This is a genomic window from Collinsella sp. HCP3S3_E5, assembly GCF_052067635.1.
Lineage (GTDB): Bacteria > Actinomycetota > Coriobacteriia > Coriobacteriales > Coriobacteriaceae > Collinsella.
On the sequence record NZ_JBQHQF010000014.1, the window covers coordinates 1 to 23,164 of the forward strand.

A 23,164-nucleotide genomic window follows, 5' to 3' on the forward strand; every position below is an offset into this window, starting at 1 on the left:
GCGCGGCTGCGCCTATGGCACTTCAACATCATTGTCGCAGCCCCGACCCGCGGTCACGAGCGGGGGCTCCTATCTTTTTAGTGCCCTCGGATTGGGTCATAGTGTCTGTCGGTAGTCTTTTTGGGACGGGGCTTTTTTAGCTGCCCTACCTCAAATAAGGACTTAATCTTCGAAAGCGCTGGACTGGGTAGCTAAAAAAGCCCCGTCCCAAAAAGACTACCCGGTGAAGGGACAAGGGGACAGCCCCTTTGTCGCATTGGTGGATATGTCGTGCGTTCTGCGTATGGCAATATAAGATGGTTATTTGCGTTAAATGGAATTCGATTGTTTTGAGGGTAGGGGATTTCTTTGGGTCGTGGTGCGGATATGACGCCGCCTTTGCGTTGGCGGTTGGGTGTTGCTGGTGGGGTGGCGCTCTTTGTGTTGCTTGTTGACCAGCTGACCAAGCTTGCGGTTCGTGCCGTGGGCGATACCCTGCATATGACCGCTATCCCCGGCGTGATCGATTTTGTGTTTGTCCGCAATATCGGAGCTGCCTTTAGCATGGGCGAGGGCCATGGCATAGCGTTTGCCGTGCTGGCGCTTGCGGCCATTGTCGCCATTGCCGTGTACTTGCTCCGTGCTCCTCAGCTCGCTCGCCTAGAGGTCGTGGGTATGGCCATGGTTGCGGGCGGCGCCATCGGCAACGCGATCGATCGCCTGGCCATGGGCTTTGTGACTGATTTTATTGCCACTACCTTCATTGATTTCCCCGTCTTTAACGTGGCCGATATCGGCATTACCGCCGGTGTCGTGCTGGCGATCATCGGATACATGTTCTTGAGTCCCGCCGCTCGCGAGGTCGATGCGACCGCCGAGCTCAACGCCCGTGACGAGGCCCGCGCCAAACGTAAAGCTAAGCAGCGTGGGGAGCGTGCCCGCAAGATTCGCGAAAGGAATGAGCGCTAATGGCCGACATCCATATTCTCGTTGCCGACGATTGCACCGGTCAACGTCTCGACGCCTATCTGGGCGCCAACGATGGCTGCCCCACGCGCTCTGCCTGCGCGCATCTGATCGAGGGAGGCACCGTTGCCGTCAACGGCGAGACCTGCCTATCTAAAAAGTATGTCGTACGCTCCGGTGACCGCATCTCGGTCGACCTGCCCGAGCCGCACGACCCGACCGACGTGATCCCCGAGGCCATCCCGCTCGACATTCGCTATGAGGACGACTATCTTATGGTGCTCTCCAAGCAGCGCGGCCTGGTGTGCCATCCTGCGCATGGTCATGAGAGCGGCACCCTTGCGAATGCTCTGGTCTATCACTGCGGCATCGACCATCTTGGTACCGTGCAGGGCGAGGACCGCCCCGGCATCGTGCATCGTCTGGATCGCGATACCTCGGGTCTTATGCTCGCGGCTAAAGACGACGACACCCAGCGCGCGCTCCAAAATCTCATTCGTACGCGCACGCTCGACCGTCGCTACATTACGCTCGTTCACGGGCACATCGCCATGGACGAGGGCACTATCAACACCGGTATTGCCCGATCGACGCGCGACCGCGTGAAGATGGCGGTTTCCGATGACCCCTTTGCGCGCCAGGCCATCACGACCTTTAAGGTCCTTGAGCGCTTTGATTCCACGCGCTTCGACGACGGCTACACGCTTGTCGAGTGTCACCTGTTTACCGGCCGCACGCATCAGATTCGCGTTCACATGCGCCATATCAACCACGCCTGCGTGGGCGATCCACTCTATGGCAAGTGCGATGCTCGTGCCGATCAGGGTTTGACCAGGCAGTTCCTGCATTCCTGGCGTGTGGCGTTCGATCATCCCGTGACGGGGGAGCACATCGAGTGCCGTGACGAGCTGCCATGGGATCTTGCGGCGGTTCTGGATGATCTGGCCCCGCGTTCGCTCGGCCGCACTGCCGCTGGCAATGAAATCGTCCCTCAGCTCGGTCTGCTCGAGGCCTAGCCAGTATTAGGTGGTTTCTTGAACTCCGTAAGCCTGCGGTAAGATATACGGTTGTTTACGTCACGCGTTCCTGGGAGCCTGCATGCTCGCCTTTTTACAAACCAACACACCCATCGTGATCTTCAACCAGATTGTCGTCACGCTGCTTACGGTCTGCTTTCTGTACCAGGTGGTCTTCTTTGTCATCGGTGCTCTCCGTGGTGAGGTCGCGCCTCCCAAGGCCAAGAAGCTCCATCGTTATGCCTTCTTTATCGCGGCGCATAACGAGGAGGCCGTGATCGCCAACCTCGTGCGCTCCATTAAGGACCAAGATTATCCGTCCGAGCTTATCGAGGTCTTCGTGGTCGCCGATGCCTGCACCGACAACACGGCGCAGCTCGCGCGCGAGGCGGGCGCCGTCGTCTATGAGCGCAATGACTTGGCCCGTAAAGGCAAGAGCTGGGTCATGGACTATGGCTTCGACCGCATCCTTAACGAGTATCCCGATACGTTTGAAGGCTACTTTATCTTCGATGCCGATAACGTTATCGCCCGCGATTACGTGTCCATGATGAACGATGCTTTTGACCAGGGCTTCCATGTTGTTACGAGCTATCGCAATTCCAAGAACTTTGGCAGCTCGTGGATCTCGGCAGCTAATGCCACGTGGTACCTGCGCGAGGCGCGCTTTCTCAACAACGCGCGCAACATCTGTAAGACGTCTTGCGCCGTTTCGGGTTCGGGCTACCTCATCTCCGCCAGCGTTATCGAGGGTATGCACGGCTGGCAGTTCCACACGCTGACCGAGGATATTCAGTTCACCACGTTCTGTGCCATTCACGGCATTCGCATTGGCTATGCGCCGGCGGAGTTCTTTGACGAACAGCCCGTGACGTTTAAGGCATCCTGGAAACAGCGTATGCGTTGGACCAAGGGCTTCTACCAGGTGTTCTTTACGTACGGTAAGCACCTGGTCAAATCGACCTTCCGCTATCATCGCTTTGCCGCCTACGACATGTTTATGACGATTGCACCGGGCATGCTGCTCTCTCTGATCTCGATGCTCGCTAATGCGACGTTCCTCATCGTGGGCGGCCTTTCGCACGGTTTCTTGGCTACCGAAGTCGAGATGCAGGCGTGTGCCGCTTCGCTCATCATGACCTTCGCTATGATGTATCAGACTTTCTTTATCCTGGCGCTGCTCACGACTATCTTTGAATACAAGCATATTCACTGCGCGCAAAAGTGGCGTCTGGTAACCAACCTGTTTACCTTCCCGATCTTTATGTTCAGCTATATCCCCATTACGGTGGCAGCGCTGTTCTTGAAGGTCGACTGGGTGCCGACGCAGCACGCCGTAAGCGTTACCCTCGACGAGGTCATGCAGGGCGCCAAATAACCACCATCAAAACCGCCACAAAGGGGATAGAACCTTTGCGGTGGTTTTTACGTTTGAGCGCTCAGTTGAGGGGTTTCGATGTTCTATATCCCGTTTTGGATTTGCATCTTTGCCGGCGCCGCGATTGATGCCCGCGAGCGGCGGTTTCCCAATGAGCTTGCCGGCGCGTGTGCGGTGGCGGCGTTTGCAGGCGTCTGGCTCGACAAGGGCGTTAACATGGCGCTTGACCACGCCGGTCTTGCGGTCATCGTCTACCTTGCCCTTGTGCTTACTGAGTCACTCTGGCGTCGCCTTCGCCATGCCCCTGGCGTTGGCATGGGGGATGCCAAGGCGCTCTTTGCCCTTTGCACCTTCGATCCCCTGGGCGGCGTCGTCGCGTTTGCGGTTGCGCTTCTGACCCTTGCCGCCGCCTGTCTCATCGCAAAATCGCGCTCGCTGCCTTTGCTGCCGTTTTTGGTGCCAATATTTGCCATAATCGAGTTCGTGGGTAGTACGCTGTAACCGTTTGCGCGCCCTTTTTAAGGAGCATGCCATGGCAATCAATCAACAGACAGCCGCCATCAAGGCGCGCCTGGATCGCATTCCCGCGGCGTTGTCGCCCGAGCTGGTCGAGCGCATTGCCGCCGACCGCGCCTCGGGTGTCGTTAATCCCTATCGATGCGGTGACGACCAGGTCATCCGCCGTGTCGATCGGGCCGCAGACGAGGGCACGCTTATGCGTCCGGCCTTTATGCGCGATATCGAAAAGATTCTGCATCTGCCAGCATACACACGTTATGCAGGCAAAACGCAGGTCTTCAGTTTTCGCAGCAACGACGATCTGTCGCGCCGCGGCCTGCACGTGCAGCTTGTCTCGCGCATCGCTCGCGATATCGGGCGTGCTCTGGGCCTCAACTGCGATCTGATCGAGGCGATTGGCTTAGGCCACGACTTGGGCCACACGCCCTTTGGCCATGCCGGTGAGCGTTTCCTCAACGACATCTATCATGAGCGCACGGGGCGTTATTTTTTCCACAATGTGCAGTCGGTCCGCGTGCTCGACGCGCTGTACGGCCGCAACGTGTCGCTCCAGACGCTCGATGGCGTACTGTGCCACAACGGCGAGTACGAACAGCGTGTTTTTGAGCTTTCGGACATGGGTTCCTTTGACCAGTTCGACCGAACCGTCGAGGAATGCATTGCCACGGGTTATAGCGCAATTGAGCACCTGCGCCCCATGACGCTCGAGGGCTGCGTGGTTCGCATCTCGGATATCCTTGCCTACGTTGGGCGCGATCGGCAAGACGCCATTGCGGCGGGCCTGCTGTCACCCGACGCCTTTGACGATGACCTGGGCGGTGCATACAACAGCTGGATCCTTACGCATGCCTCTATCGATATCGTCGAGCACAGCTATGGCAAGCCGCGCATCGAGATGAGCGAGGACCTGTTTGAGGAGATCCGCCGGGCCAAGCGCGAGAACTACGAGAAGATCTATAGCAAGGGCGGCATAGAAGGCGACTCCGAAGCGGAGCTGCGCGAGGCCTTCGAAAAGCTCTATGACCGTTGCCTGCGGGATATAAACGAAGGCGACGAGTCCTCGTATATCTTTAAGCACCACATTTCTCGCATTGAACAGCAGCTTTCCTACTACGATCGCACCTATGCATGGCAGGACGATAAGGACCAGACGGTCGTGGATTACATTGCGAGCATGACGGACGGTTATTTCTGCGAGCTCACGAGCAAGCTGTTCCCGGGATTGATGTTTCCGCACCGTACCTATATTAACGAACGGTAGTTCGTATATATTCTGTATACTGTTCATGGAAAACGTTTTTGATTGATGCACGGGATGGCTATGGACGACCTTTTTTCTGCTTCGGCGCGTGAGCGTTCCTTTCAGAATGCGCCGCTTGCGGTGCGCATGCGGCCCAATTCGCTCGACGAGTACGTGGGCCAGCAAAAGGCCGTCGGTAAGGGCTTGTGGTTGCGTGCCGCGATTGAGCATGACGTGCTGTCGAGTGTGATTCTGTATGGGCCGGCCGGTACGGGCAAGACGACGCTGGCCCACATTATCGCCAACCATACCAAGAGCGAGTTTGTCGAGGTCAGCGCCGTGACGGGCACTGTGAAGGACCTGCGCCGCGTGATTGACGAGGCCAAGACGCGCCTGAATACGTACGACCGTCGCACCATTCTTTTCATCGACGAGATTCACCGCTTCTCCAAGTCGCAGCAGGATGCCCTGCTGCATGCGGTTGAGAACCGTACCGTCATTATGATTGGCGCCACGACGGAGAACCCGTACTTCGAGGTCAACTCGGCGTTGCTCTCGCGCGGTCGCGTGGTGGAACTTGAACATTTAAAGGACGAGGATATCGCCACGCTTATCGAGCGTGCGCTCGAGGCGCCGCAGGGTTTGAACGGCAAGTTCTCGGCCGATGAGGATACGGTTAAGACCATCTGCACGCTGGCTGCGGGTGACGCTCGCTCGGCACTCACGACGCTCGAGCTTGCGAGCGAGATTGCCGTCACGCGTCCCGATACGGAAGGGACGCCAGCGCCGGCGGCGGGGGAGCGTTATCCCATTACCGTGGATGACGTAAAGATTGCCAATCCGCGCCGTGGTTTTTCGTATGACAAAAACGGCGACATGCACTACGACATCATCAGTGCGTTTATTAAGTCTATGCGCGGCAGCGACCCCGATGCCACGATCTATTGGCTCGCGCGCATGATCGATGCGGGGGAGGATCCTAAGTTTATCGCTCGCCGTATTATGATTCAGGCTTCTGAGGATGTTGGCAACGCCGACCCGCAGGCGCTATTGGTGGCCCATGCCGCGTTTAAGTCTGCCGAGGTCATCGGTTATCCCGAGTGCCGCATTAATCTGGCTCAGGCTGCACTCTATGTGTGCTTGGCGCCAAAATCCAACGCGTGTGAGGCCTCGATTGATGCGGCGTTGGCCGATATTCATTCAAGTGGGCTGCGCGAGGTGCCGAGCTATCTACGCGATCGTCATCGCCCGGGCAGCGACGAATACGGTGTGTATAAGTATCCGCATGATTATCCCGAAGGCTGGGTCGATCAACGCTATTTGCCCGAGGGGCTGGAGCGCGGTGCGTTTTGGCAGCCTGCCGGCCGCGGCTGGGAAGAGTGGCGTGTAGAGCAAAGCGAGCGCGACCGTAGCGGGAATGCACCGAAGTAGCTGCTGGTAATTTTGTCTCACGTTGCTGCTTTTGGCATGTTCGGTCCCCTTTGGGGTACCATGAACAGCGTCTGTATTTCGATTCCTTCGGGAGGCTTGTATGAGTCCCATCCAAATCGCCCTGCTGCTGCTCGCCGTTGCCGGCGTGTGGGCTGTCATCGAGCTCGCGCTCACGCTGCGAAAGACCCGCACTGTCGTTGATTCGCTCGACAAGACGGTGAGCGACCTTAACAACACCATCGCCGAGGCTCAGCCCGTGGTAGCAAAGCTCGATGGCGCCGTCGATGAGCTCACCCCCGCGCTGGCGCAGGTTGAGCCGCTCCTCAAGTCGAGCAAGACCGCCGTCGACGCCCTTACCTCCAATCTCGTAGAGGTCGAAGCCGTGGTTCGCGACATTTCCGAGGTTACGGGCAGCATGGCCGAGGCCAGCAATGCCGTGTCGAGTGTGACCGACTCTGCGGCCGGTGCCGTTCAGAAACTCTTTAACAAGGTAAAGGCTCCCGCGGTCGACGCCGAGCATAATCTTTCCGCTGCCGCCGAAGCCGAGCAGCCGACCGAGCGTGTCCTGATTGGCGAAGCCGGGGACGATGCCGCTGCTGGTGACGATGATGCACAGAAGCCTGCTGCTAAAGCAGCCCGGTATTACACCTACACGCCCGCCGAGACCTCTGAGGAGTCCTGCGATGAGTAGTGAAGCAACTTGCTCTATCACGCTGACTGTTGCCGGGGATCCGCGTCTGGCACGCTTGGTGCGCATGACGGCGGCTAATGTCGGCGCGCTGTGTTCCATGTCCGTCGATCGCATCGAGGACATTCGTATGGCTGCCGAGGAGGCCTTCATCTTTGGCTGCACGGCCGTTTATTCTGACGTTATCTCGATCAAATTCGATGTCGACGAGTCTCACGTGGGCATGACCTTCACCTTTGGCGACCAGGCGACTGTCGATGAGGATGACCAGGCCGCCGTATATGCCGAGCTCATTCTGGCAAGCGTGTGCGATTCCTACGAAAAGACTGCGGCGCCTCTGACGCTTTCCCTCGATCTCAAGGCGGATATCTAATATGACCGAACGTTCCCGGAGCGGTAAGACCGCTTGGGACAAGGAGAAAACCCGCGAGCTGTTTCGTCGCTACAAAGAGACCGGTGATCCGGACGCCCGCGAGCAGCTCGTCATGTCCCATATGAACCTGGTAAGGTTTCTTGCCAACAAATTTAAGAATCGCGGCGAGCTGCTCGACGACCTCATGCAGGTCGGCTATCTGGGTTTGCTCAAGGCTATCGACCGCTTTGACCCCGAGCGCGGACTTGAGTTCACCACGTTTGCCACGCCCACCATCTTGGGTGAGATCAAGCGTCACTTCCGCGACAAGGGTTGGAGTGTGCGCGTTCCGCGTCGCCTACAGGAGCTCTCTGCCAAGGTTAACCAGGCCACCGACAAGCTCACTAACGAGCTGCAGCGCTCGCCTAAGGTGGAGGAAATCGCTGAGTACCTAGACGTGACCGTTGACGAGGTGCTGGAGGCCATGGAATCGTCCTCGGCCTATACCTCGGTGCCCATCGAGGCCCCCGGTGCGTCCGATTCTGACGACGCGCCTTCAATTCTCGACCGCTACGCCGACGACGACAACGAGCTCGACTTTACCGATGACCGCCTGGTGATTGAGGAGGCCATCCGCGATTTCTCGCCGCGCGAGCGCGAGGTTATCGAGCTGCGTTTCGTAAAGGGCATGACCCAGATCGAGATCGCCAAGAAGCTGGGCATCTCGCAGGTGCAGGTCTCGCGCCTGCTGCGCCGTACCCTTAAGAAGGTTCAGGACAAGATCGACCCCGACGGAGTGATGGTTCGTTCATGAGTGAACACCCCCAACAAACCGATCGCGCGCTGCGCGATACCCGTATTCTGACGCTTCGCATTTGGGCCGTCGTCGGCTGCATTGTCATCGCCGCCGTCATCTTTAACCTTATGGGTATCTTGGCGCCGGTTATCGAGTTTCTAGCTGTCGGTTCCATCATCGCTTTTGTGATGTCGCCGATTACTAACTGGCTCGAGCATCACGGCGTCAACCGTGGCATTGGTTCGCTTATCGCGCTGATCGTGGTCGTTGCTGTGCTCGTCGGTGTTGTTTGCATCTTGTCGCCGATTCTCTTTGGTCAGATCATGGAAGTCTTGAGCCGCCTGCCTGAGCAGCTTCGTGTTGCGGGCGGTGATCTCAACGAGATGGTCTCGCATGCCAAGACGCTCAACAACACGCCGCTCAAAGAGTATCTGGACGATAATCTTTCTTCGCTGGTTACCGTGGCGTCCAAGTATGTGTCTCAGATTGCCGCTGAGCTTGGTCGCGGTGTATTCCCGTTCATTACCAATACGGCCTCGCAGCTGTTCGTCATCTTCCTCGGTCTGGTGCTTGCCTATTGGTTGGCCTGCGACTATCCCCGTATGCACCACGAGGTCTGCACCATCATTGGTCAGGAAAAGGAGACCTCGTACCGCTTTATGGTCGCGATTCTTTCGCGCTCGGTCGGCGGTTATATGCGTGGCATGGTCGTGACGTCCATCTGCGGTGGCATCCTGGCCTTTATCGGCTTTACGCTCATTGGCCATCCCTACGCGGCGCTCATGGCCATCTTTACGGGCATTATGCACTTGGTTCCGGTTGTCGGTCCCTGGGTGAGCGCGGCGATCGCCACGGTGCTCGGCTTTATGTTCAGCCCGATGCTGGCTTTGTGGACCTTGGTCGTGACCATGGTGGCGCAAAATGTCACTGACAACGTCATTTCGCCTAAAGTCATGCAGAGCTCGGTGCAGGTGCATCCCATCATGAGCCTGACGGCACTCGTTATCGGTTCGGCGCTTATGGGCGCCATCGGCATGGTTATCGCCATTCCGCTGTGCGCGGCCCTCAAGGGCATTTTCGTCTACTACTTTGAGAACGAGACCGGCCGTCAGCTCGTGGCATACGACGGCGCCGTGTTTAAGGGCACGCCGTATCGCGATACCGAGGGCAACCCGGTCGCCGCTTATGACGCGCTTGGAGACGATACGTTCATCTATGAGTCCGAGCTCATCGGTAACGAGACTGCGCCCGAGGCCCAGGCCATGCCCAGGCCCGAGCTCGATAACCCCAGGATCAAGCTCTCGGGCCTTCAGCCCGATGCTACGGGCTTTTTCAAGAATCCCTTCGCCAAAGACGACGATTCCAACTCGGACGACGATACCAATACCGGCATCGACGGTTCCATGGACGATGATGAGCAGTAAGTCATTTCAAGTTCAAGTTCATAGGCAATAACGTGCAAATTCGCTGGAGGGTCGCTGTTTGGCGACCCTCTTTTTTGCACTTGCGCGGTGGGATGGTAATATCGTAACGTTTGAACTGTTTCGATGTGAAACCGAGGAGATTCCCTCTATGAGTGCTGACTACCCGTCAATGACTACGGCTGAGATTCGCTCTAAGTTCCTCAACTTCTTTGAGGAGCGCGGTCTTAAGCTCTATCCTTCTTCGTCCCTCGTCCCCGACGATCCTTCGCTGCTGCTTGCCAACGCCGGCATGAACCAGTTTAAGGAGTATTACCAGGGCAAGAAGACCATGAAGGAGATCGGCGCTATCTCCTGCCAGAAGTGCGTCCGCACCAACGACATCGACTGCATCGGCGAGGATGGCCGTCACCTGTCCTTCTTTGAGATGCTCGGCGACTTCTCCTTTGGCGGCGTCTCCAAGCAGCAGGCCTGCGCTTGGGCCTTTGAGCTCATCACCAAGGAGTTCAAGCTGCCGCTCGACCGCCTGTACTTCACCGTCTTTACCGAGGACGACGAGACCCATGACGTGTGGCGCTCTCTGGGCGTTGCCGAGGATCACATCTCGCGTCTGGGCGAGGACGACAACTTCTGGGCCGCCGGCCCCACCGGCCCCTGCGGTCCGTGCTCCGAGATCTACTTTGACATGGGCGAGGAGGTTGGCTGCGGCAGCCCCGACTGCAAGCCCGGCTGCGACTGCGACCGCTTCCTGGAGTTCTGGAACCTCGTCTTTACCCAGTACGACCGCCAGGAGGACGGCTCCATGCCGGAGCTGCCGCACCGCAACCTCGATACGGGCATGGGCCTGGAGCGCATGGCCGCTATCATGCAACACAAGACCGCTAACTACGACGGCGATCTGATGCAGCACCTCATCAAGCTGGGCGAGGAGGTCAGCGGCAAGACCTATGACGCCGACGATTACTCCGGTGCCAGCCGCTCGCTGCGTATCATCGCCGATCACTCCCGTGCCGTCGACTTCATGATCTCGGACGGCATCCTCCCCGGTAACGAGGGCCGCGAGTACGTCCTTCGCCGCCTGCTCCGCCGCGCCGTGTTCCACGGTCGCCTGCTGGGCATCGAGGGCGCCTTCCTGACCAAGTTCATCGACGAGGTCAACGCTCAGATGGGCGAGGCCTATCCCGAGCTGCTCAAGAACGTCGCGCTCGTCAAGGGTATCGTCGCCTCCGAGGAGGAGCGCTTCTCCACGACGCTCGACAACGGCCGCGTTTACCTGGACGAGGCCCTGGCCGCGCTCGCCGACGGCGCTGTCCTTCCGGGCGATGTTGCCTTTAAGCTGCATGACACCTTTGGTTTCCCCATCGACCTGACCGTCGAGATCGCCGGCACCGCTGGCCACGACGTCGACATGGACGGCTTTACCGCCTGCATGGAGGACCAGAAGGCCCGCGCCCGCGCCAACGCCAAGGGCGACGCTTGGGGCAGCTTCAACGACGTGTGGGTCGAGCTTTCCGACAAGGTCGCTGCGACTGAGTTCGACGGCTATGACAACGACGTCATCGAGGGCTCCAAGGTTGTCGCCATTGTTCGCAACGGCGAGTCCGTAGAGTCCGCCGCTGCGGACGAAGATGTCGAGGTTGTGCTCGACCGCACCCCGTTCTATGCCGAGATGGGTGGCCAGCAGGGCGACGCTGGTAAGCTATCCGCCGAGGGCGTTACGCTGACGGTTGCCGATACCAAGAACCACAACGGCCTGTATGCTCACGTCGCCCACGTTGCCGAGGGCACGCTGACCGTCGGCGCTACCGTGACCGCCGCGCTCGACGCCGAGCGCCGTGGCTTCCTGCGCCGCAACCACACCGCCACGCACCTGCTCGACGCCGCCCTTAAGCAGGTCCTGGGCGAGCATGTCTCCCAGGCCGGCTCGCTGGTGACGCCCGAGCACCTGCGCTTTGACTTCACGCACTTTGAGGCCCTGTCCTCCGAGCAGCTCAAGGCTGTCGAGGACCTGGTCAACCAGCAGATCTTCGCTTCCAAGCCGGTCGTGACCCGCGTTATGGGCATCGATGAGGCCAAGGCCGCCGGCGCTGTCGCCCTCTTTGGCGAGAAGTACGGCGACGTTGTCCGCGTTGTCTCCGTGGGCGCCGAGGACCAGCCGTTCTCCCGTGAGCTTTGCGGTGGCACGCATGCCGCCAACACTGCCGAGATCGGCCTGTTCAAGATCATTTCCGAGTCCTCCACGGGCTCCAACGTCCGCCGTATCGAGGCCGTGACCTCCAAGGGCGCTCTCGATTACATGGCCGACCGCCTGGCACTCGTTGACGCCGCTGCCGCTGCGCTCAAGTGCCGCGTCGACGAGGTTCCCGCCCGTGTGGAAAACCTGCAGGCCGAGCTGCGCGAGACGTCCAATAAGCTCAAGAAGGCCCTGACCGGTGGCTCCTCCGACGCTATCTCCAATGCTATCGAGGGAGCCGTCGAGCTCGACGGCTACAAGCTCGTCGTCGCTCAGCTCCAGGGCCTTGAGGCAACCGATTTGCGCAACGTCTGGGATACCGTGCACCAGAAGGTCGCCGGCCCTGTCGCCTGCGTCGTCGCCAGCGTGACCGAGAAGGGCACCCCGGCGCTGCTCGCCGCCGGCTCCGATGACGCCGTGAAGGCCGGTTTCCACGCCGGCAACGTGATCAGGCAGATCGCGGGCCTGGTCGATGGTCGCGGTGGCGGCCGTCCCAACATGGCCCAGGCCGGTGGCAAGAACGCCGCCGGTATCGCCGATGCCCTCGCGGCCGCTAAGACCGCGCTGGGCGCCTAAGAACCGAAGTAGTCGCTGTGGTCGCGCTCGCGCTGGACATAGGGGAGACCAGGATTGGCATTGCCGTCTCGAGCCGTGATGGCAAGATGGCAATGCCCGTCAAGGTACTCCCGGCCGCCGAGGTCACCGGCATGGCCAAGACGTTCCGTTACCTGGTTGAGGACTATGAGCCCGACATCCTGGTAAGCGGACGTCCCTTGACCATGGCCGGTGAGCCTGGCCCTCAAGCCGAGCGCGTTGCCGCCGTGGCACAAAAGATCGCCGACGAGCTCGATCTTCCGTTGGAGTTTGAGGACGAGCGTCTGTCCTCGCAAGAGGCCAAGCGCATCCTGCGCGAGCAGGGCCTCAACGAAAAGCAGATGAGGGGCAAGATTGACATGATTGCCGCCAGCCTGTTTTTGCAGACGTGGCTCGATCGTAAAAACGAGGAGGTTTCGCATGCCTAGCGCTTCCGATCCGCGCCAGCCGAATCGTACACGTCAGCCCGCGTCGCGCCCTGCCCAGCCTGGCCAGCGTCCGGCACAGCCGACGCAGCGCGCAGCTCAGCCTGGCGCGCGCCCGGTGCAGTCCTTCGCTCGTTCGGCCCAACCTGCTCAACGGACGGGTCAGCAGCCTTCTGCTCGTTCGGTTCAGCATCCGGCTTCTCGCGCGGCTCAGCAGCCCACTGCTCGTACGGCCCAGCCTGCAGGCGGTACCCGCTTTAAGCAGCAGGCGCCTGTCCGGCGAACGCAGGCTACCCAATCGCATTCGCATCATGCTCGCGGTTTGCATGGCGTTGCTCCGGCGACCCGCTCGAGCTACGACACGCGTGCTCGTCGCGGTGCTCAAAAGAAGAGTTCTCCGGTTCCCATGATCATCGGCGTTGTGGTGGCGGTGCTCGCGCTTGCTGCGATCGCTTTCTTTGTCGTGCCGGCCGTCAAGGGCTTCTTTGCCGGTGAGGATACGAAGGTTACGGCTGGTCAGCAGGTTACGGTGACCATTCCCGACGGTGCTTCGGGCGACACCATCGCCTCGATCCTCTCCGAGAACCATATCGTCGAAAATCCCAAGGATTACTATGCGGCGGTCAAAAAGCTCAATGCCGATATGTCGCTCAAGCCTGGTACCTATTCGTTCACCACATTCATGGATGCGACCAAGGTTGTTCAGCAGCTCATGGAAGGCCCCAATGCGGGCTCCAATGCGCTTACTATTCCCGAGGGTCTAACGGTCGATCAAGTCGCCGACCGTGTGGCCCAGGCCTACGACAGCATCTCTAAGGAAGACTTCCTCAACCAGGCCAAGGCCTCCAACTACGTGGACGACTATAGCTTCCTTAAGGGCGCCGCCAACGATTCGCTCGAGGGTTTTCTGTTCCCCAAGACCTATTCGCTGGGCAAGGACCCGAGCGCCGATGACGTTATCCGTGCCATGCTCGATCAGTTCAACACCGAGTACAAGTCTCTCGATTTTGCCGGTTGCGAGGCCAAGATCAAAGAGCGTTACGGCGTGGAGATGTCCGATTACGACATCATCAATCTCGCTTCCATCGTTGAGCGCGAGGGTCTCAACGCCGAGCAGCGCGCACATGTCGCCTCGGTCTTCTACAACCGCCTTGCCGGCAAGCTCGACGGTCTGCGTTATCTCAACAGCGATGCGACCATGATGTATGTCACCGGTGGCGAGGTTTCCGCCGACGACCTGCAGAGCGATAGTCCGTACAACACCTATAAGCACGAGGGTCTGCCACCCACGCCCATCTGCTCCCCGTCGCTCGAGGCACTCAAGGCCACGCTTGAGCCGACCGACTCCGATGACCTGTATTTCTACATTACGCAGGACGAGGAGTACTTCTCGCAAACCTACGAAGAGCACCAACAGTCTTGGAATTAAACATGAGGATTTTCAGCCCCAAACGATATGTTGCATCCGTCGACCGCATCGACCTTGATACCCTGTGGGCCGACGGCAAACGCGCCATTCTGCTCGATCGCGATAACACCCTCGTGCCGCGCGACACCGAGCAGGTTCCCGCCGCGGTTTCCGCTTGGCTCGACGCCGCCCGCGCCAAAGGCTTTAAGCTGTGCATGGTGTCTAACAACTGGCATCGCGACCAGGTCATGAGCTCGGCACGCGAGCTGGGACTCGAGGCTATTAGCCACGCCATGAAGCCGGCTCCGTTTGCCCTCAAGGCGGGTCTTAAGCGCCTCGGCGCCACGGCCGACGAGGCGGTGCTGATCGGTGATCAGCTCTACACGGACGTGTGGAGCGGCAATTTCGCCGGCGTCGATACCATCCTGGTAAAGCCTCAGGCCACTCAGGACCTGTGGTATACGCAGATCTTCCGTATCTTTGAGCGCCGGGCCCTGCGCGACCTTCCCTGCGAGGAATAGGTCTCGCTATGTCCCAGCACACCAAACACGGCTGCGACCATATCTTCTTTATCGGCTTTTTGGGCGCGGGCAAATCGACGCTTGCGCGCAACGTGGGCACTATGTTCAAACGTCGCTTTATCGATACCGACCGCCTTGTCGTGCGTCGTTGCGGTAAATCGGTGACCGAGATTTTTGAGACCGAGGGCGAGGAACGTTTTCGCGAGCTCGAGACCTCGGCGCTCCGTTCGCTCCAAAGCGAGCGCAGCCTGCTGGTTTCCTGCGGCGGAGGTATCGTCGAGACTCCGGTGAATATTGAGCTTATGCACCAGATGGGTATCTGTGTGTATCTCGAAGGTGACTTTGAGGATTCGATTCGCCAGATTCGTCGGTCCGACACGCGTCCCGATTTCCGTTCGCCCGAGCATGCCGCGCGCCTGTTTGAGCATCGCCGTCCGCTATATCGCCAGGCCGCCGATATTACCCTTGATATTCGCAACAAGTCCTTCGAGGACGTTTCCTACCTTTGTGCCGAGATGCTTTTGGAGCGTGGGCTGCTATGATTCGCCGTCAACTGATCAATTTCCAAAACCGCAGTGTCGATGTCCGCGTCGGATTGGGCGCGTTCGAGGAGCTGTCGCGCATGTTTGCCTCGGCTGTGGGCAAGCCTAAGCGCGCGTTGGTGGTTTGGAACGACGCCACGTCAGAGCGTTTTGGCGAGGTCGTCGAGCATGCGCTGGTTGATGCCGGTTTTGTCGTGTCGCAGCTCCCACTCGAGGTTTTGCCTGCTGGTGCCACGCTGGCCGATGCCGATGCCATCTTTGGCGCCCTATCTGCCAACGGCATTACCTGCGACGATCTGGTTGTCGCCGTTGGCGATGCCGCAACCTGCTCGGTTGGTAGCTGGTGTGCTAATCAGTGGTGCGGTCGCACCGAGTGCGCCTTGCTGCCGACAACGTTCGACGCCATGCTCACGGTCGCGACGACCATGAAGCCGCTCGTCGCCTCGTCGTCGAATGCGCTTCCCGCTATCGCGTTCCGTCCCGAATCGGGCTTGGTCGTGTGTGACCTCGACCTTGTTCGCGAGGCGGACCCCGAGGATCTCAAGCTCGGCTATGTGGTGCTTGTTGGCACCATGCTTTCGAGCAGCAAGTCCCGCTGGAATCAGTTTACCGAGACTGTTCCCGAGATTCTTTCCGGCGAGGAGGTCGCGCTCGTCAATGCTGTGCAATGGTCCCAGACCGCGCGCAAAGATGTGCTCATGGCCACGAACCCCAGTGCTCGCCATGCACTCGATTTTGGTAAGACAGGGGAGCGCACCCTTCGCGCCTGCCTGGGCGAGGCCGCGGCTAACGTTCCCGCATACCAGCTCCTTTCCGAGGGTATGCGCTTTGAGGCGCGCCTAGCACATGATGCCTGCGACTTCGATATCGACAATGTGTTTGAGGTCGACGATTGCCTGGAGGACTTTGGCATCGAAGAGCTTGCCTTCGACTTGGAGCCCACCGCGTTTATCGAGGAGTTCCGCAAGCAGCAGTTTGCCCGCTCAAACCGCAGCATGCTGCCGCTGCCCGCGGCGCTCGGCGCCATTCGCCTGACAAATGTCGAGGACGAGATTCTCGAACGCCATGCGCAGGCGTATCTGGCTTCTCGCAAGGAACTTTTTTAACTTTATTGACATCCATCGTCTTTCGTATCATTTTGAGGGACGGGTTTTCAATCGGTTGCGAATCGCTTGTGGTTCGGCTATTCGTTTGAAGCCCGTCCTGCTCTTTTTGAGGACAATAAGAAAGGAATCTGAATGTCTGAGTTTGCTGCCGGTCCTGCCGGTCGTATCGAGCGTGTCCGTGCCCTGATGGTCGAGCGCGGCTACGATGCCATCGTCGTGCGCGATGAGGCCAACCTCCGTTGGCTCACGGGTGTGAAGGGCGTCTTCGATTACACCTTCGAGTTTCCGCACGCCGCATTTATTACGGCCGATCAGTGCCTGTTCCATACCGACTCGCGCTATCTCAACAGCTTTGAGGAGAACACGCCCGCCGGCAGCCCCTGGGTCTACGACATGGACGAGGGCACCATCCCCGGTTGGGTTGCCGACAAGATCGCGGCCAACAAGTGTCGTGTCTGCGCCGTCGAGGATGACATGCAGATTAACTTTTACCAGGGTATTCAGCGTGGTCTTGAGGATCGCTCCGTCGCCTGCATGCTGCCGCTGATGCATGACGACATTCGTAAGATGCGCGCCATCAAGGATGCCGAGGAGATCGAGCTCATGCGACACGCGCAGTCGATCACCGATGCCGCCTTCCAGCACATGCTCGGTTTTATTAAGCCCGGTATGACCGAGAAGCAGGTCCGCAACGAGCTCGAGAACTTTATGTTCGCCAACGGTGCCGACAGCTTGGCCTTTGGCTCCATCGTCGCGAGCGGTCCCAATACCGCCAACCCGCATGCCGTCCCGAGCGACCGTGTCATCGAGAAGGGCGATTTCGTCCTCATGGATTATGGCGCGGGCTACTGCGACTATCGCTCCGATATGACGCGTACCGTCGTGATGGGCGAGCCCACGCAGGAACAGCTCGACCTGTACGAGCTCGTGCGCCGCACCCACGAGGAGTGCGTCGCCGCTATCCATCCGGGCGTCGAGGGTAACGATATCTTCAAGCTTTCCAAGAAGATCATCGGCGATGCCGGTTATGGCGATTACTACAACCATGGCCTGGGCCATGGTGTCGGTATCGACATCCACGAGCTGCCCAACTTCAACCGCAGCAAGAACATCATCGAGGTCGGCTCGGTTGTCACCATGGAGCCCGGCGTCTACCTGCCCGGCGTGGGCGGCGTGCGCTTGGAGGATTACGGTGTTGTCACCGAGAACGGCTATGAGCCCTTCACCAAGACCCCGCATGACTTGCACGTCATCGACTGCTAAGCCATTCAGTTTGATTTTGGAAGCGGGGCGTCCGAAATGATTCGGGCGCCCCGCGTTCTCTTTTTATGCGCTCGCCGCAGGCGCCGCCTGCAAGTGTATAATTTCGCTCGTATGTAATTTGGACGCTTGTGCGTTCTACCCATAACAAGAAAGGTCGCTATGCCTACCATTTCTACCGCCGACTTCAAGAACGGCCTCGGTCTCCGCATTAAGGACAAGGTCTACACCATCGTCGAGTTCCAGCACGTCAAGCCGGGCAAGGGCGGTGCTTTTGTGCGCTACAAGACCCGCGATATCAAGAGCGGTCGTGTCGTCGAGAACACCTGCAACGCCGGTACCAAGTTCGAGAGCGTCATGCTCACCACCCGTGAGTTCCAGTACCTCTACAACGACGGCGCCGACTACATCTTCATGGACAACGAGTCCTACGAGCAGGTTCCCGTTCCCGAGGACATGGTGGGCGAGAACTCCAAGTGGCTGCGCGAGAACGACACCTGCCAGTTGCTCTTCGCCGACGACGAGCTCATGGGCGTGACCCCGCCGATGTTCATCGAGACCACCATCGTCCAGACCGACCCGGGCTTTAAGGGCGACACCGTTCAGGGTTCCACCAAGCCGGCCACCATCGACACCGGTGCTGTCATCCAGGTCCCGATGTACCTCAACGAGGGCGAGGTCATCAAGGTTGACACCCGCGACGGCAAGTTCGTCTCCCGCGTCTAGCAACCAACTCTTCTAGGAGGACTCATGCCCCAGGAAATCAAGATTGACGGCATCGGTATTTCGCCCGATGTTCTGACCGCCATCGTCTCGCGCGCCGTCACGGATGTCGAGGGCATCGCCTCCGTGGGCGTCAAGGACCTTGCCACCAACCTTGTCTCCATGATGCTTTCGTCCAAGTCCCCGGCTTCCGATCCGGCGGTAGAGGCCGAGGTCATCTGCGACAAGCTCGCACTCACCGTGCGCGTCGTGGTGTTCTTTGGCTATCCGTTCAAGAAACTCGCCGAGGCCGTTCGCTCCGCCGTGGTCGCAGCTATCGATGCCCAGGTAGGCGTCGAGGTCGAGCGCGTTGACGTTTGCATCGACGGCCTCGTTTTCCCCAAGGAGTAACCTTTGAGCCTTAAGGTTTATCGCGGGCGTACGCTTGCCCGCAGTCAGGCGCTGCAGCTGCTGTTCCAGGCCGAGGCCACGGACAGCCCGCTCGAGCGCGTCCTCGAGGGCGATTTCCTGATCTCGAAGGGTCCCCTCGACCCCTACGCTCTGGAGCTGTGTCGCGGTGCCTACGAGTATATCGACCGCATCGACTGCGCCCTGCGCTCCATCGCCAAGAACTGGGATCTTATGCGCATGCCCGGCGCCGATCGCAATCTGCTGCGTATCGCCGTCTATGAGATGCGCTTCCTCACCGACGAGGAGGTCTCGGACGCCATCGTGATCAACGAGGCTGTAGAGCTTGCCAAGGCCTATGGCACCGACCAGTCCGCGTCGTTTGTCAATGGCGTGCTGGGCAAGATCGCGCGTAGCGAGGAGCTACCGGGCGAGGACCTGTATCAGGAGCTGCTGGCCGAGGACCGCGCCCGCGAGGAGGCCCAGGCCGCCGAGGCTGCCGCCAAGGTTGCCGCCGCTCAGGCTGCGGCCGGCGTTCTCGACGAGGATGCCGAGGTCGCCGAGGTCGAGACCGGTACCGTCGAGGAGTAGCCATGCCAGAGGGTTCCGTCCGCAACTTCGACGAGATCTCGGACCGCTTGGACCAGATCATCGCTACCGTTCGCTCCAAGGATACGTCCTTGGAGCGTTCGCTCGATTTGTTTGACGAGGCGATCGAACTTGGCTCCCGTGCGGTCGATATGGTTGACAAGTTTGAGTTGACGCCTCGTGAGGCCGATAAGCTCGAGCAGGAATACGATGAGGATGCGGCAAACGAATCCCAGGATAGCCAGGCCGCGTCTCCGGATACGAATGGTTGATGGCATTCATGAAACGCGTGCGTCTCGATGACGAACTGATTTCACAGGGCATCTGCGCCGATCGCGCGGATGCCCTTCGCACTCTTATGGCCGGCTTGGTCTCGAGTGGCGGCGAGCGTTTGACCTCGCCGGGCCTTAAGGTGACGCCCGGTCTGCCCTTGCACGTGAAGGGCCGTATTCCCTACGTGGGGCGCGGCGGGCTCAAGCTCGAGGGCGCGCTCGATGCGTTTGGGATCGATCCCATGGGACTTGCTTGCCTCGATGTGGGCTGCTCCACGGGCGGCTTTACCGACTGCCTGCTCAAGCGTGGCGCCGCAACGGTCGTTTCGGTCGATGTGGGTCGCGCTCAGTTTGATTGGTCGCTGCGCCAAGACGAGCGCGTGAGGCTCCATGAGCGCACCAACGTGACACAACTGCCCGAGCTTGGATACGGCGGCGCTATCGACTTGGCTGTCTGCGATGTGTCGTTTACGAGTATCGCGAATATCATCGACGCCGTGTTGGCGTGCCTGAAGCCTTCGGGTTCGTTCTGCACGCTCGTAAAGCCGCAGTTTGAGGCGCCGGCTGCGCTGGTGGGCGAGGGCGGTATCGTGACCGACCCCTCCGTCCGCCGCGATACGCTTGTGGCGGCGATTGAGCTCTTTGCCGCCAAGGGCCTGTTTCCGCTCGACGTGTGCGTGTCGCCCATCCATGGCGCCAAGGGCAACGTCGAATTTTTCCTGTACGGCACGAGGTTTGCCTCTGGCGAGCGTGCCGACGATGAGCTGCAATCACAGGTAACGGCTTTGAGCGAGAAAGCTGCAACGCTATGAAGGTCTTTCTGGTTCCCAATTACTACAAGCAAGAGGCGGTCGAGAGTGGCCTGATGCTCGAGCTTTGGCTTTCGCGCCAGGGCTACGAGGTCGCATGGGCTGCCGATCAGCGTTCCAAGATCCAGCGTGCGCCCGATGTTGACGATGCCGACCTGGTCATTACGCTCGGCGGCGACGGCACGCTGTTGCGTGCCGCCCGCATTCTCAACTACCGCGAGATCCCCATTCTGGGCCTTTCCTATGGTCATTTGGGTTTTTTGACGGCTGCGAGCCCCGAGGATCGCGATATTTTGCAGGTCGTGAGCGATGCCCTTTCCGGTGAGCTCCATGTGAGCCGCCGCGCCACCCTCGCCGCGGATATCGTTTCGGTGCGCGAAGATGGCACGAAGGATGTCGTGCGCACGTTTGCCCTTAACGATATGGCGCTTACGCGCGGGCCCCTGTCCGATATGGTTGAGTTTGACATCACGGTGTCCGGCCATCATATCGACCGCCTGCGCGGTGACGGCGTCGTCGTTTCGACAGCGACCGGTTCCACCGGCTACGCGCTTTCCGCCGGCGGCCCCATCGTCAGTCCCGATTACACGGGCATGGTTTGCGTGCCTATCGCCCCACATACCATTCAGGCTCGCGCCTTTTTGACCTCGCCAAGCGACGTCGTCGAGATCTTTATGTCCGATGACCGCCCGAGCGTGCCTGCGATCGCCATCGATGGACAGTTTATTACCTGCGATGGCACGGTCGAGAGCGTGGCTGTGCGTCGCGGTCCCGGCGATGTACTGCTGCTGGATTACGGCCCCGAGAGCTTCTATAACTCGGTGAGCCGCGTGTTCTACGGAGTGCGTCATGATCGATGAGCTGCAGGTTTCCAACATTGCCCTCATTCGCGAGGCGACGTTGGTTCCGAGCGCGGGCTTAACGGTTCTGACCGGCGAGACCGGCGCCGGTAAGACTGCGTTGCTCTCGGCACTTAAGCTCATTCTGGGCGAGCGCGCGGATTCGTCGACGGTGCGCGAGGGCGAGACGCTTGCCAACGTCGAGGCGCGCCTGTTTGACGGCCCACACGACACGGAGGGCTTCACCGTTCAGCGCAGCCTTTCTGCCGAGGGTCGCAGCCGCGTAAAAATTGACGGCCGTATCGCCAGCGTGCGCGAGCTTTCGGAGCGCGTCGGCGTGATGATGGATCTTTGCGGCCAGCACGAACACCAGCGCCTGCTCGACCCTGCGCATCATGTTGCCATGGTCGATGCATGGGCGGGGCGCCCGGCGCTCGAGGCGCTCGATCGCTATCGTGCTTGCCTTAAGGCATCTCGCGCGGCTGCCAAAGAGGTCCGTCGCGTCGAAGAGGCCTCGCGTGCGCAGGGGAGTCGTGTCGAGGAGGCGCGCTTTGCTCTGGAGCGCATCGCCGAGGTCGACCCCAAGCCGGGTGAGTATGAGGAGCTCGAGGAGCTGCTGCCACGCTCCGAGCATGCCGAGGTGCTGGTGGCAACGGCCAACGATGCCCATGCGTCGCTTGCTGCCGAAGGGGGAGCACTCGATGCCGTGAACAGTGCCGTCTCGGAGCTTTCGCGCATGGCTACTGTCGATCGCAAGTTGGGTGATATCGCCGATGCGCTTTCGGATGCCTGCATCTCGCTCGAGGATTGTGCCAACGAGCTGCGTGCCTATCGAGATGGGGTCGCCTTCGATCCGCGCGAGCTGGCTCGTATGCGCGAGCGGTATTCCGATCTTAAGGTACTTTTGCGTCAGTGGGGTCCCACCATGGACGACGTGTTTGCCATGCGCGATAGCTCGCGAGAGCTGTTGTCGCTGGTAGACGATGGTGATGAGCAGATTAAGAAGGCGCGCGAAGCGCTTGGCGCGGCGGAGCGCGAACTGTTCGCCGCCGCCAAGGCACTTAAGCGCGCACGCAATACGGCAGCCCCGCGCTTTTGCCACGAGGTTGGCCGTCAGATGGCGCGCCTGGAGATGGGCGGCGCCGAGCTCGTTTGGGACTCGCGCGATCTTCCGCGCGCCGAGTGGACGCCGGCGGGCCCTTCGAGCTACGAGCTTTTGTATCGTAGCGGTGCCGGATTGACGCCGCGCCCCCTGCGCCGCATTGCGTCCGGCGGCGAGCTGAGCCGTGTCATGTTGGCGAGCAAGGTTGTTTTGGGTAACGCGGACGGCGTGGATACGTTGGTGTTCGACGAGGTCGATGCCGGTGTTGGTGGCTCTACTGCACGCGCCCTTGCGAGCGTTCTGGCAGATCTTGCCGCAACGCATCAGGTGATTGTCGTAACGCACCTGGCGCAGGTAGCCGTCATGGCAGACAAACATTACGTGGTGAGCAAAGAGCCCGGCGACGTTCCCCAAACCCATCTGGATGAGGTGACCGGGGACGCCCGTACCGCAGAGATCGCCCGTATGCTGAGCGGCGATCAATCGGAGGCGAGCTTGGCCCACGCTAAGCAGATGCTCGAGGAAGCGCGTGCTTAGGCCGAGCCGTTACATGTATGTTCGACCCGGCC

24 protein-coding genes are annotated in these 23,164 nt (G+C 59.8%); all 24 read left to right on the top strand.

All coding sequences use genetic code 11. The annotated features are described in order from the left end of the window. Positions 1–366 precede the first annotated feature (366 nt). The gene (gene lspA, locus ACTM82_RS05560) at positions 367–948 is read left to right on the top strand and encodes a signal peptidase II (RefSeq protein WP_441055041.1); all 582 of its coding nucleotides are present in this window, start codon (positions 367–369) and stop codon (positions 946–948) included. Continuing rightward, the gene (locus tag ACTM82_RS05565) at positions 948–1,961 is read left to right on the top strand and encodes an RluA family pseudouridine synthase (protein ID WP_441055039.1); all 1,014 of its coding nucleotides are present in this window, start codon (positions 948–950) and stop codon (positions 1,959–1,961) included. The genes lspA and ACTM82_RS05565 overlap by 1 nt, the downstream gene beginning before the upstream one ends. A gap of 82 nt (positions 1,962–2,043) precedes the next feature. Beyond that, positions 2,044–3,339 carry a glycosyltransferase family 2 protein gene (locus tag ACTM82_RS05570; RefSeq protein WP_441055037.1) on the top strand — a complete coding sequence of 432 codons (1,296 nt, stop codon included), beginning with the start codon at positions 2,044–2,046 and terminating at the stop codon, positions 3,337–3,339. Positions 3,340–3,417: 78 nt separating this feature from the next. Beyond that, positions 3,418–3,840 carry a prepilin peptidase gene (locus ACTM82_RS05575; RefSeq protein ID WP_441055035.1) on the top strand — a complete coding sequence of 141 codons (423 nt, stop codon included), beginning with the start codon at positions 3,418–3,420 and terminating at the stop codon, positions 3,838–3,840. 31 nt (positions 3,841–3,871) lie between these two features. Next, positions 3,872–5,119 carry a deoxyguanosinetriphosphate triphosphohydrolase family protein gene (locus ACTM82_RS05580; protein WP_441055033.1) on the top strand — a complete coding sequence of 416 codons (1,248 nt, stop codon included), beginning with the start codon at positions 3,872–3,874 and terminating at the stop codon, positions 5,117–5,119. 60 nt (positions 5,120–5,179) lie between these two features. Next, positions 5,180–6,529, top strand: coding sequence for a replication-associated recombination protein A (locus ACTM82_RS05585; RefSeq protein WP_441055031.1), 1,350 nt, complete (start codon positions 5,180–5,182; stop codon positions 6,527–6,529). 100 nt (positions 6,530–6,629) lie between these two features. Beyond that, positions 6,630–7,220: a hypothetical protein gene (locus ACTM82_RS05590; protein ID WP_441016303.1), complete on the top strand. Its 591-nt coding sequence runs from the start codon at positions 6,630–6,632 to the stop codon at positions 7,218–7,220. After that, positions 7,213–7,590 carry an ATP-binding protein gene (locus tag ACTM82_RS05595; protein ID WP_441055029.1) on the top strand — a complete coding sequence of 126 codons (378 nt, stop codon included), beginning with the start codon at positions 7,213–7,215 and terminating at the stop codon, positions 7,588–7,590. The genes ACTM82_RS05590 and ACTM82_RS05595 overlap by 8 nt, the downstream gene beginning before the upstream one ends. Before the next feature lies 1 nt (position 7,591). Next, a complete protein-coding gene (locus ACTM82_RS05600; RefSeq protein ID WP_441055027.1) occupies positions 7,592–8,383 on the top strand; it encodes a SigB/SigF/SigG family RNA polymerase sigma factor in 792 nt (263 codons plus the stop codon). Beyond that, positions 8,380–9,789 carry an AI-2E family transporter gene (locus ACTM82_RS05605; RefSeq protein ID WP_441055025.1) on the top strand — a complete coding sequence of 470 codons (1,410 nt, stop codon included), beginning with the start codon at positions 8,380–8,382 and terminating at the stop codon, positions 9,787–9,789. Before ACTM82_RS05600 ends, ACTM82_RS05605 begins: the two co-directional genes overlap by 4 nt. 148 nt (positions 9,790–9,937) lie before the next feature. Then, a complete protein-coding gene (gene alaS, locus ACTM82_RS05610) occupies positions 9,938–12,595 on the top strand; it encodes an alanine--tRNA ligase (RefSeq protein ID WP_441055023.1) in 2,658 nt (885 codons plus the stop codon). Between the two features lie 17 nt (positions 12,596–12,612). Beyond that, positions 12,613–13,041, top strand: coding sequence for a Holliday junction resolvase RuvX (gene ruvX / locus ACTM82_RS05615; protein ID WP_035138185.1), 429 nt, complete (start codon positions 12,613–12,615; stop codon positions 13,039–13,041). Further along, positions 13,034–14,467, top strand: coding sequence for an endolytic transglycosylase MltG (gene mltG / locus ACTM82_RS05620; RefSeq protein WP_441055021.1), 1,434 nt, complete (start codon positions 13,034–13,036; stop codon positions 14,465–14,467). The genes ruvX and mltG overlap by 8 nt, the downstream gene beginning before the upstream one ends. A gap of 2 nt (positions 14,468–14,469) precedes the next feature. Next, on the top strand, positions 14,470–14,967 hold the full coding sequence (locus ACTM82_RS05625; RefSeq protein ID WP_117646451.1) for a YqeG family HAD IIIA-type phosphatase: 498 nt from the start codon (positions 14,470–14,472) through the stop codon (positions 14,965–14,967). An 8-nt stretch (positions 14,968–14,975) separates the two neighbouring features. Beyond that, complete coding sequence (locus tag ACTM82_RS05630) at positions 14,976–15,509, top strand: shikimate kinase (protein WP_154515515.1); 534 nt, start codon at positions 14,976–14,978, stop codon at positions 15,507–15,509. Next, entirely contained in the window at positions 15,506–16,615 is a 1,110-nt protein-coding gene (locus tag ACTM82_RS05635) for a hypothetical protein (protein ID WP_441055019.1), read from the top strand. Before ACTM82_RS05630 ends, ACTM82_RS05635 begins: the two co-directional genes overlap by 4 nt. A gap of 132 nt (positions 16,616–16,747) precedes the next feature. Beyond that, positions 16,748–17,878, top strand: a complete 1,131-nt coding sequence (locus tag ACTM82_RS05640) for a M24 family metallopeptidase (RefSeq protein WP_427717316.1) — start codon at positions 16,748–16,750, stop codon at positions 17,876–17,878. Between the two features lie 159 nt (positions 17,879–18,037). Then, positions 18,038–18,601 (top strand): elongation factor P, encoded by a 564-nt coding sequence (efp, locus tag ACTM82_RS05645; RefSeq protein ID WP_154515524.1) that lies wholly within the window; start codon positions 18,038–18,040, stop codon positions 18,599–18,601. Positions 18,602–18,625: 24 nt separating this feature from the next. Further along, entirely contained in the window at positions 18,626–18,988 is a 363-nt protein-coding gene (locus ACTM82_RS05650) for an Asp23/Gls24 family envelope stress response protein (protein ID WP_441055017.1), read from the top strand. 3 nt (positions 18,989–18,991) lie between these two features. Beyond that, entirely contained in the window at positions 18,992–19,576 is a 585-nt protein-coding gene (nusB, locus tag ACTM82_RS05655; RefSeq protein ID WP_441055015.1) for a transcription antitermination factor NusB, read from the top strand. A gap of 2 nt (positions 19,577–19,578) precedes the next feature. Next, complete coding sequence (locus tag ACTM82_RS05660; RefSeq protein WP_154515533.1) at positions 19,579–19,845, top strand: exodeoxyribonuclease VII small subunit; 267 nt, start codon at positions 19,579–19,581, stop codon at positions 19,843–19,845. An 8-nt stretch (positions 19,846–19,853) separates the two neighbouring features. Beyond that, the gene (locus tag ACTM82_RS05665; protein ID WP_441055045.1) at positions 19,854–20,657 is read left to right on the top strand and encodes a TlyA family RNA methyltransferase; all 804 of its coding nucleotides are present in this window, start codon (positions 19,854–19,856) and stop codon (positions 20,655–20,657) included. Beyond that, positions 20,654–21,514 carry an NAD(+)/NADH kinase gene (locus ACTM82_RS05670; RefSeq protein ID WP_427728169.1) on the top strand — a complete coding sequence of 287 codons (861 nt, stop codon included), beginning with the start codon at positions 20,654–20,656 and terminating at the stop codon, positions 21,512–21,514. The genes ACTM82_RS05665 and ACTM82_RS05670 overlap by 4 nt, the downstream gene beginning before the upstream one ends. Further along, entirely contained in the window at positions 21,504–23,132 is a 1,629-nt protein-coding gene (locus ACTM82_RS05675; protein WP_441055013.1) for a DNA repair protein RecN, read from the top strand. The genes ACTM82_RS05670 and ACTM82_RS05675 overlap by 11 nt, the downstream gene beginning before the upstream one ends. Positions 23,133–23,164: the final 32 nt, after the last annotated feature.

Bases quoted from the DNA above. Each gene is read 5' to 3' on its own strand.
- lspA (WP_441055041.1), top strand. From the start codon at position 367: ATGACGCCGCCTTTGCGTTGGCGGTTGGGTGTTGCTGGTGGGGTGGCG.
- ACTM82_RS05565 (WP_441055039.1), top strand. From the start codon at position 948: ATGGCCGACATCCATATTCTCGTTGCCGACGATTGCACCGGTCAACGT.
- ACTM82_RS05570 (WP_441055037.1), top strand. From the start codon at position 2,044: ATGCTCGCCTTTTTACAAACCAACACACCCATCGTGATCTTCAACCAG.
- ACTM82_RS05575 (WP_441055035.1), top strand. From the start codon at position 3,418: ATGTTCTATATCCCGTTTTGGATTTGCATCTTTGCCGGCGCCGCGATT.
- ACTM82_RS05580 (WP_441055033.1), top strand. From the start codon at position 3,872: ATGGCAATCAATCAACAGACAGCCGCCATCAAGGCGCGCCTGGATCGC.
- ACTM82_RS05585 (WP_441055031.1), top strand. From the start codon at position 5,180: ATGGACGACCTTTTTTCTGCTTCGGCGCGTGAGCGTTCCTTTCAGAAT.
- ACTM82_RS05590 (WP_441016303.1), top strand. From the start codon at position 6,630: ATGAGTCCCATCCAAATCGCCCTGCTGCTGCTCGCCGTTGCCGGCGTG.
- ACTM82_RS05595 (WP_441055029.1), top strand. From the start codon at position 7,213: ATGAGTAGTGAAGCAACTTGCTCTATCACGCTGACTGTTGCCGGGGAT.
- ACTM82_RS05600 (WP_441055027.1), top strand. From the start codon at position 7,592: ATGACCGAACGTTCCCGGAGCGGTAAGACCGCTTGGGACAAGGAGAAA.
- ACTM82_RS05605 (WP_441055025.1), top strand. From the start codon at position 8,380: ATGAGTGAACACCCCCAACAAACCGATCGCGCGCTGCGCGATACCCGT.
- alaS (WP_441055023.1), top strand. From the start codon at position 9,938: ATGAGTGCTGACTACCCGTCAATGACTACGGCTGAGATTCGCTCTAAG.
- mltG (WP_441055021.1), top strand. From the start codon at position 13,034: ATGCCTAGCGCTTCCGATCCGCGCCAGCCGAATCGTACACGTCAGCCC.
- ACTM82_RS05625 (WP_117646451.1), top strand. From the start codon at position 14,470: ATGAGGATTTTCAGCCCCAAACGATATGTTGCATCCGTCGACCGCATC.
- ACTM82_RS05630 (WP_154515515.1), top strand. From the start codon at position 14,976: ATGTCCCAGCACACCAAACACGGCTGCGACCATATCTTCTTTATCGGC.
- ACTM82_RS05635 (WP_441055019.1), top strand. From the start codon at position 15,506: ATGATTCGCCGTCAACTGATCAATTTCCAAAACCGCAGTGTCGATGTC.
- ACTM82_RS05640 (WP_427717316.1), top strand. From the start codon at position 16,748: ATGTCTGAGTTTGCTGCCGGTCCTGCCGGTCGTATCGAGCGTGTCCGT.
- efp (WP_154515524.1), top strand. From the start codon at position 18,038: ATGCCTACCATTTCTACCGCCGACTTCAAGAACGGCCTCGGTCTCCGC.
- ACTM82_RS05650 (WP_441055017.1), top strand. From the start codon at position 18,626: ATGCCCCAGGAAATCAAGATTGACGGCATCGGTATTTCGCCCGATGTT.
- ACTM82_RS05660 (WP_154515533.1), top strand. From the start codon at position 19,579: ATGCCAGAGGGTTCCGTCCGCAACTTCGACGAGATCTCGGACCGCTTG.
- ACTM82_RS05665 (WP_441055045.1), top strand. From the start codon at position 19,854: ATGAAACGCGTGCGTCTCGATGACGAACTGATTTCACAGGGCATCTGC.
- ACTM82_RS05670 (WP_427728169.1), top strand. From the start codon at position 20,654: ATGAAGGTCTTTCTGGTTCCCAATTACTACAAGCAAGAGGCGGTCGAG.
- ACTM82_RS05675 (WP_441055013.1), top strand. From the start codon at position 21,504: ATGATCGATGAGCTGCAGGTTTCCAACATTGCCCTCATTCGCGAGGCG.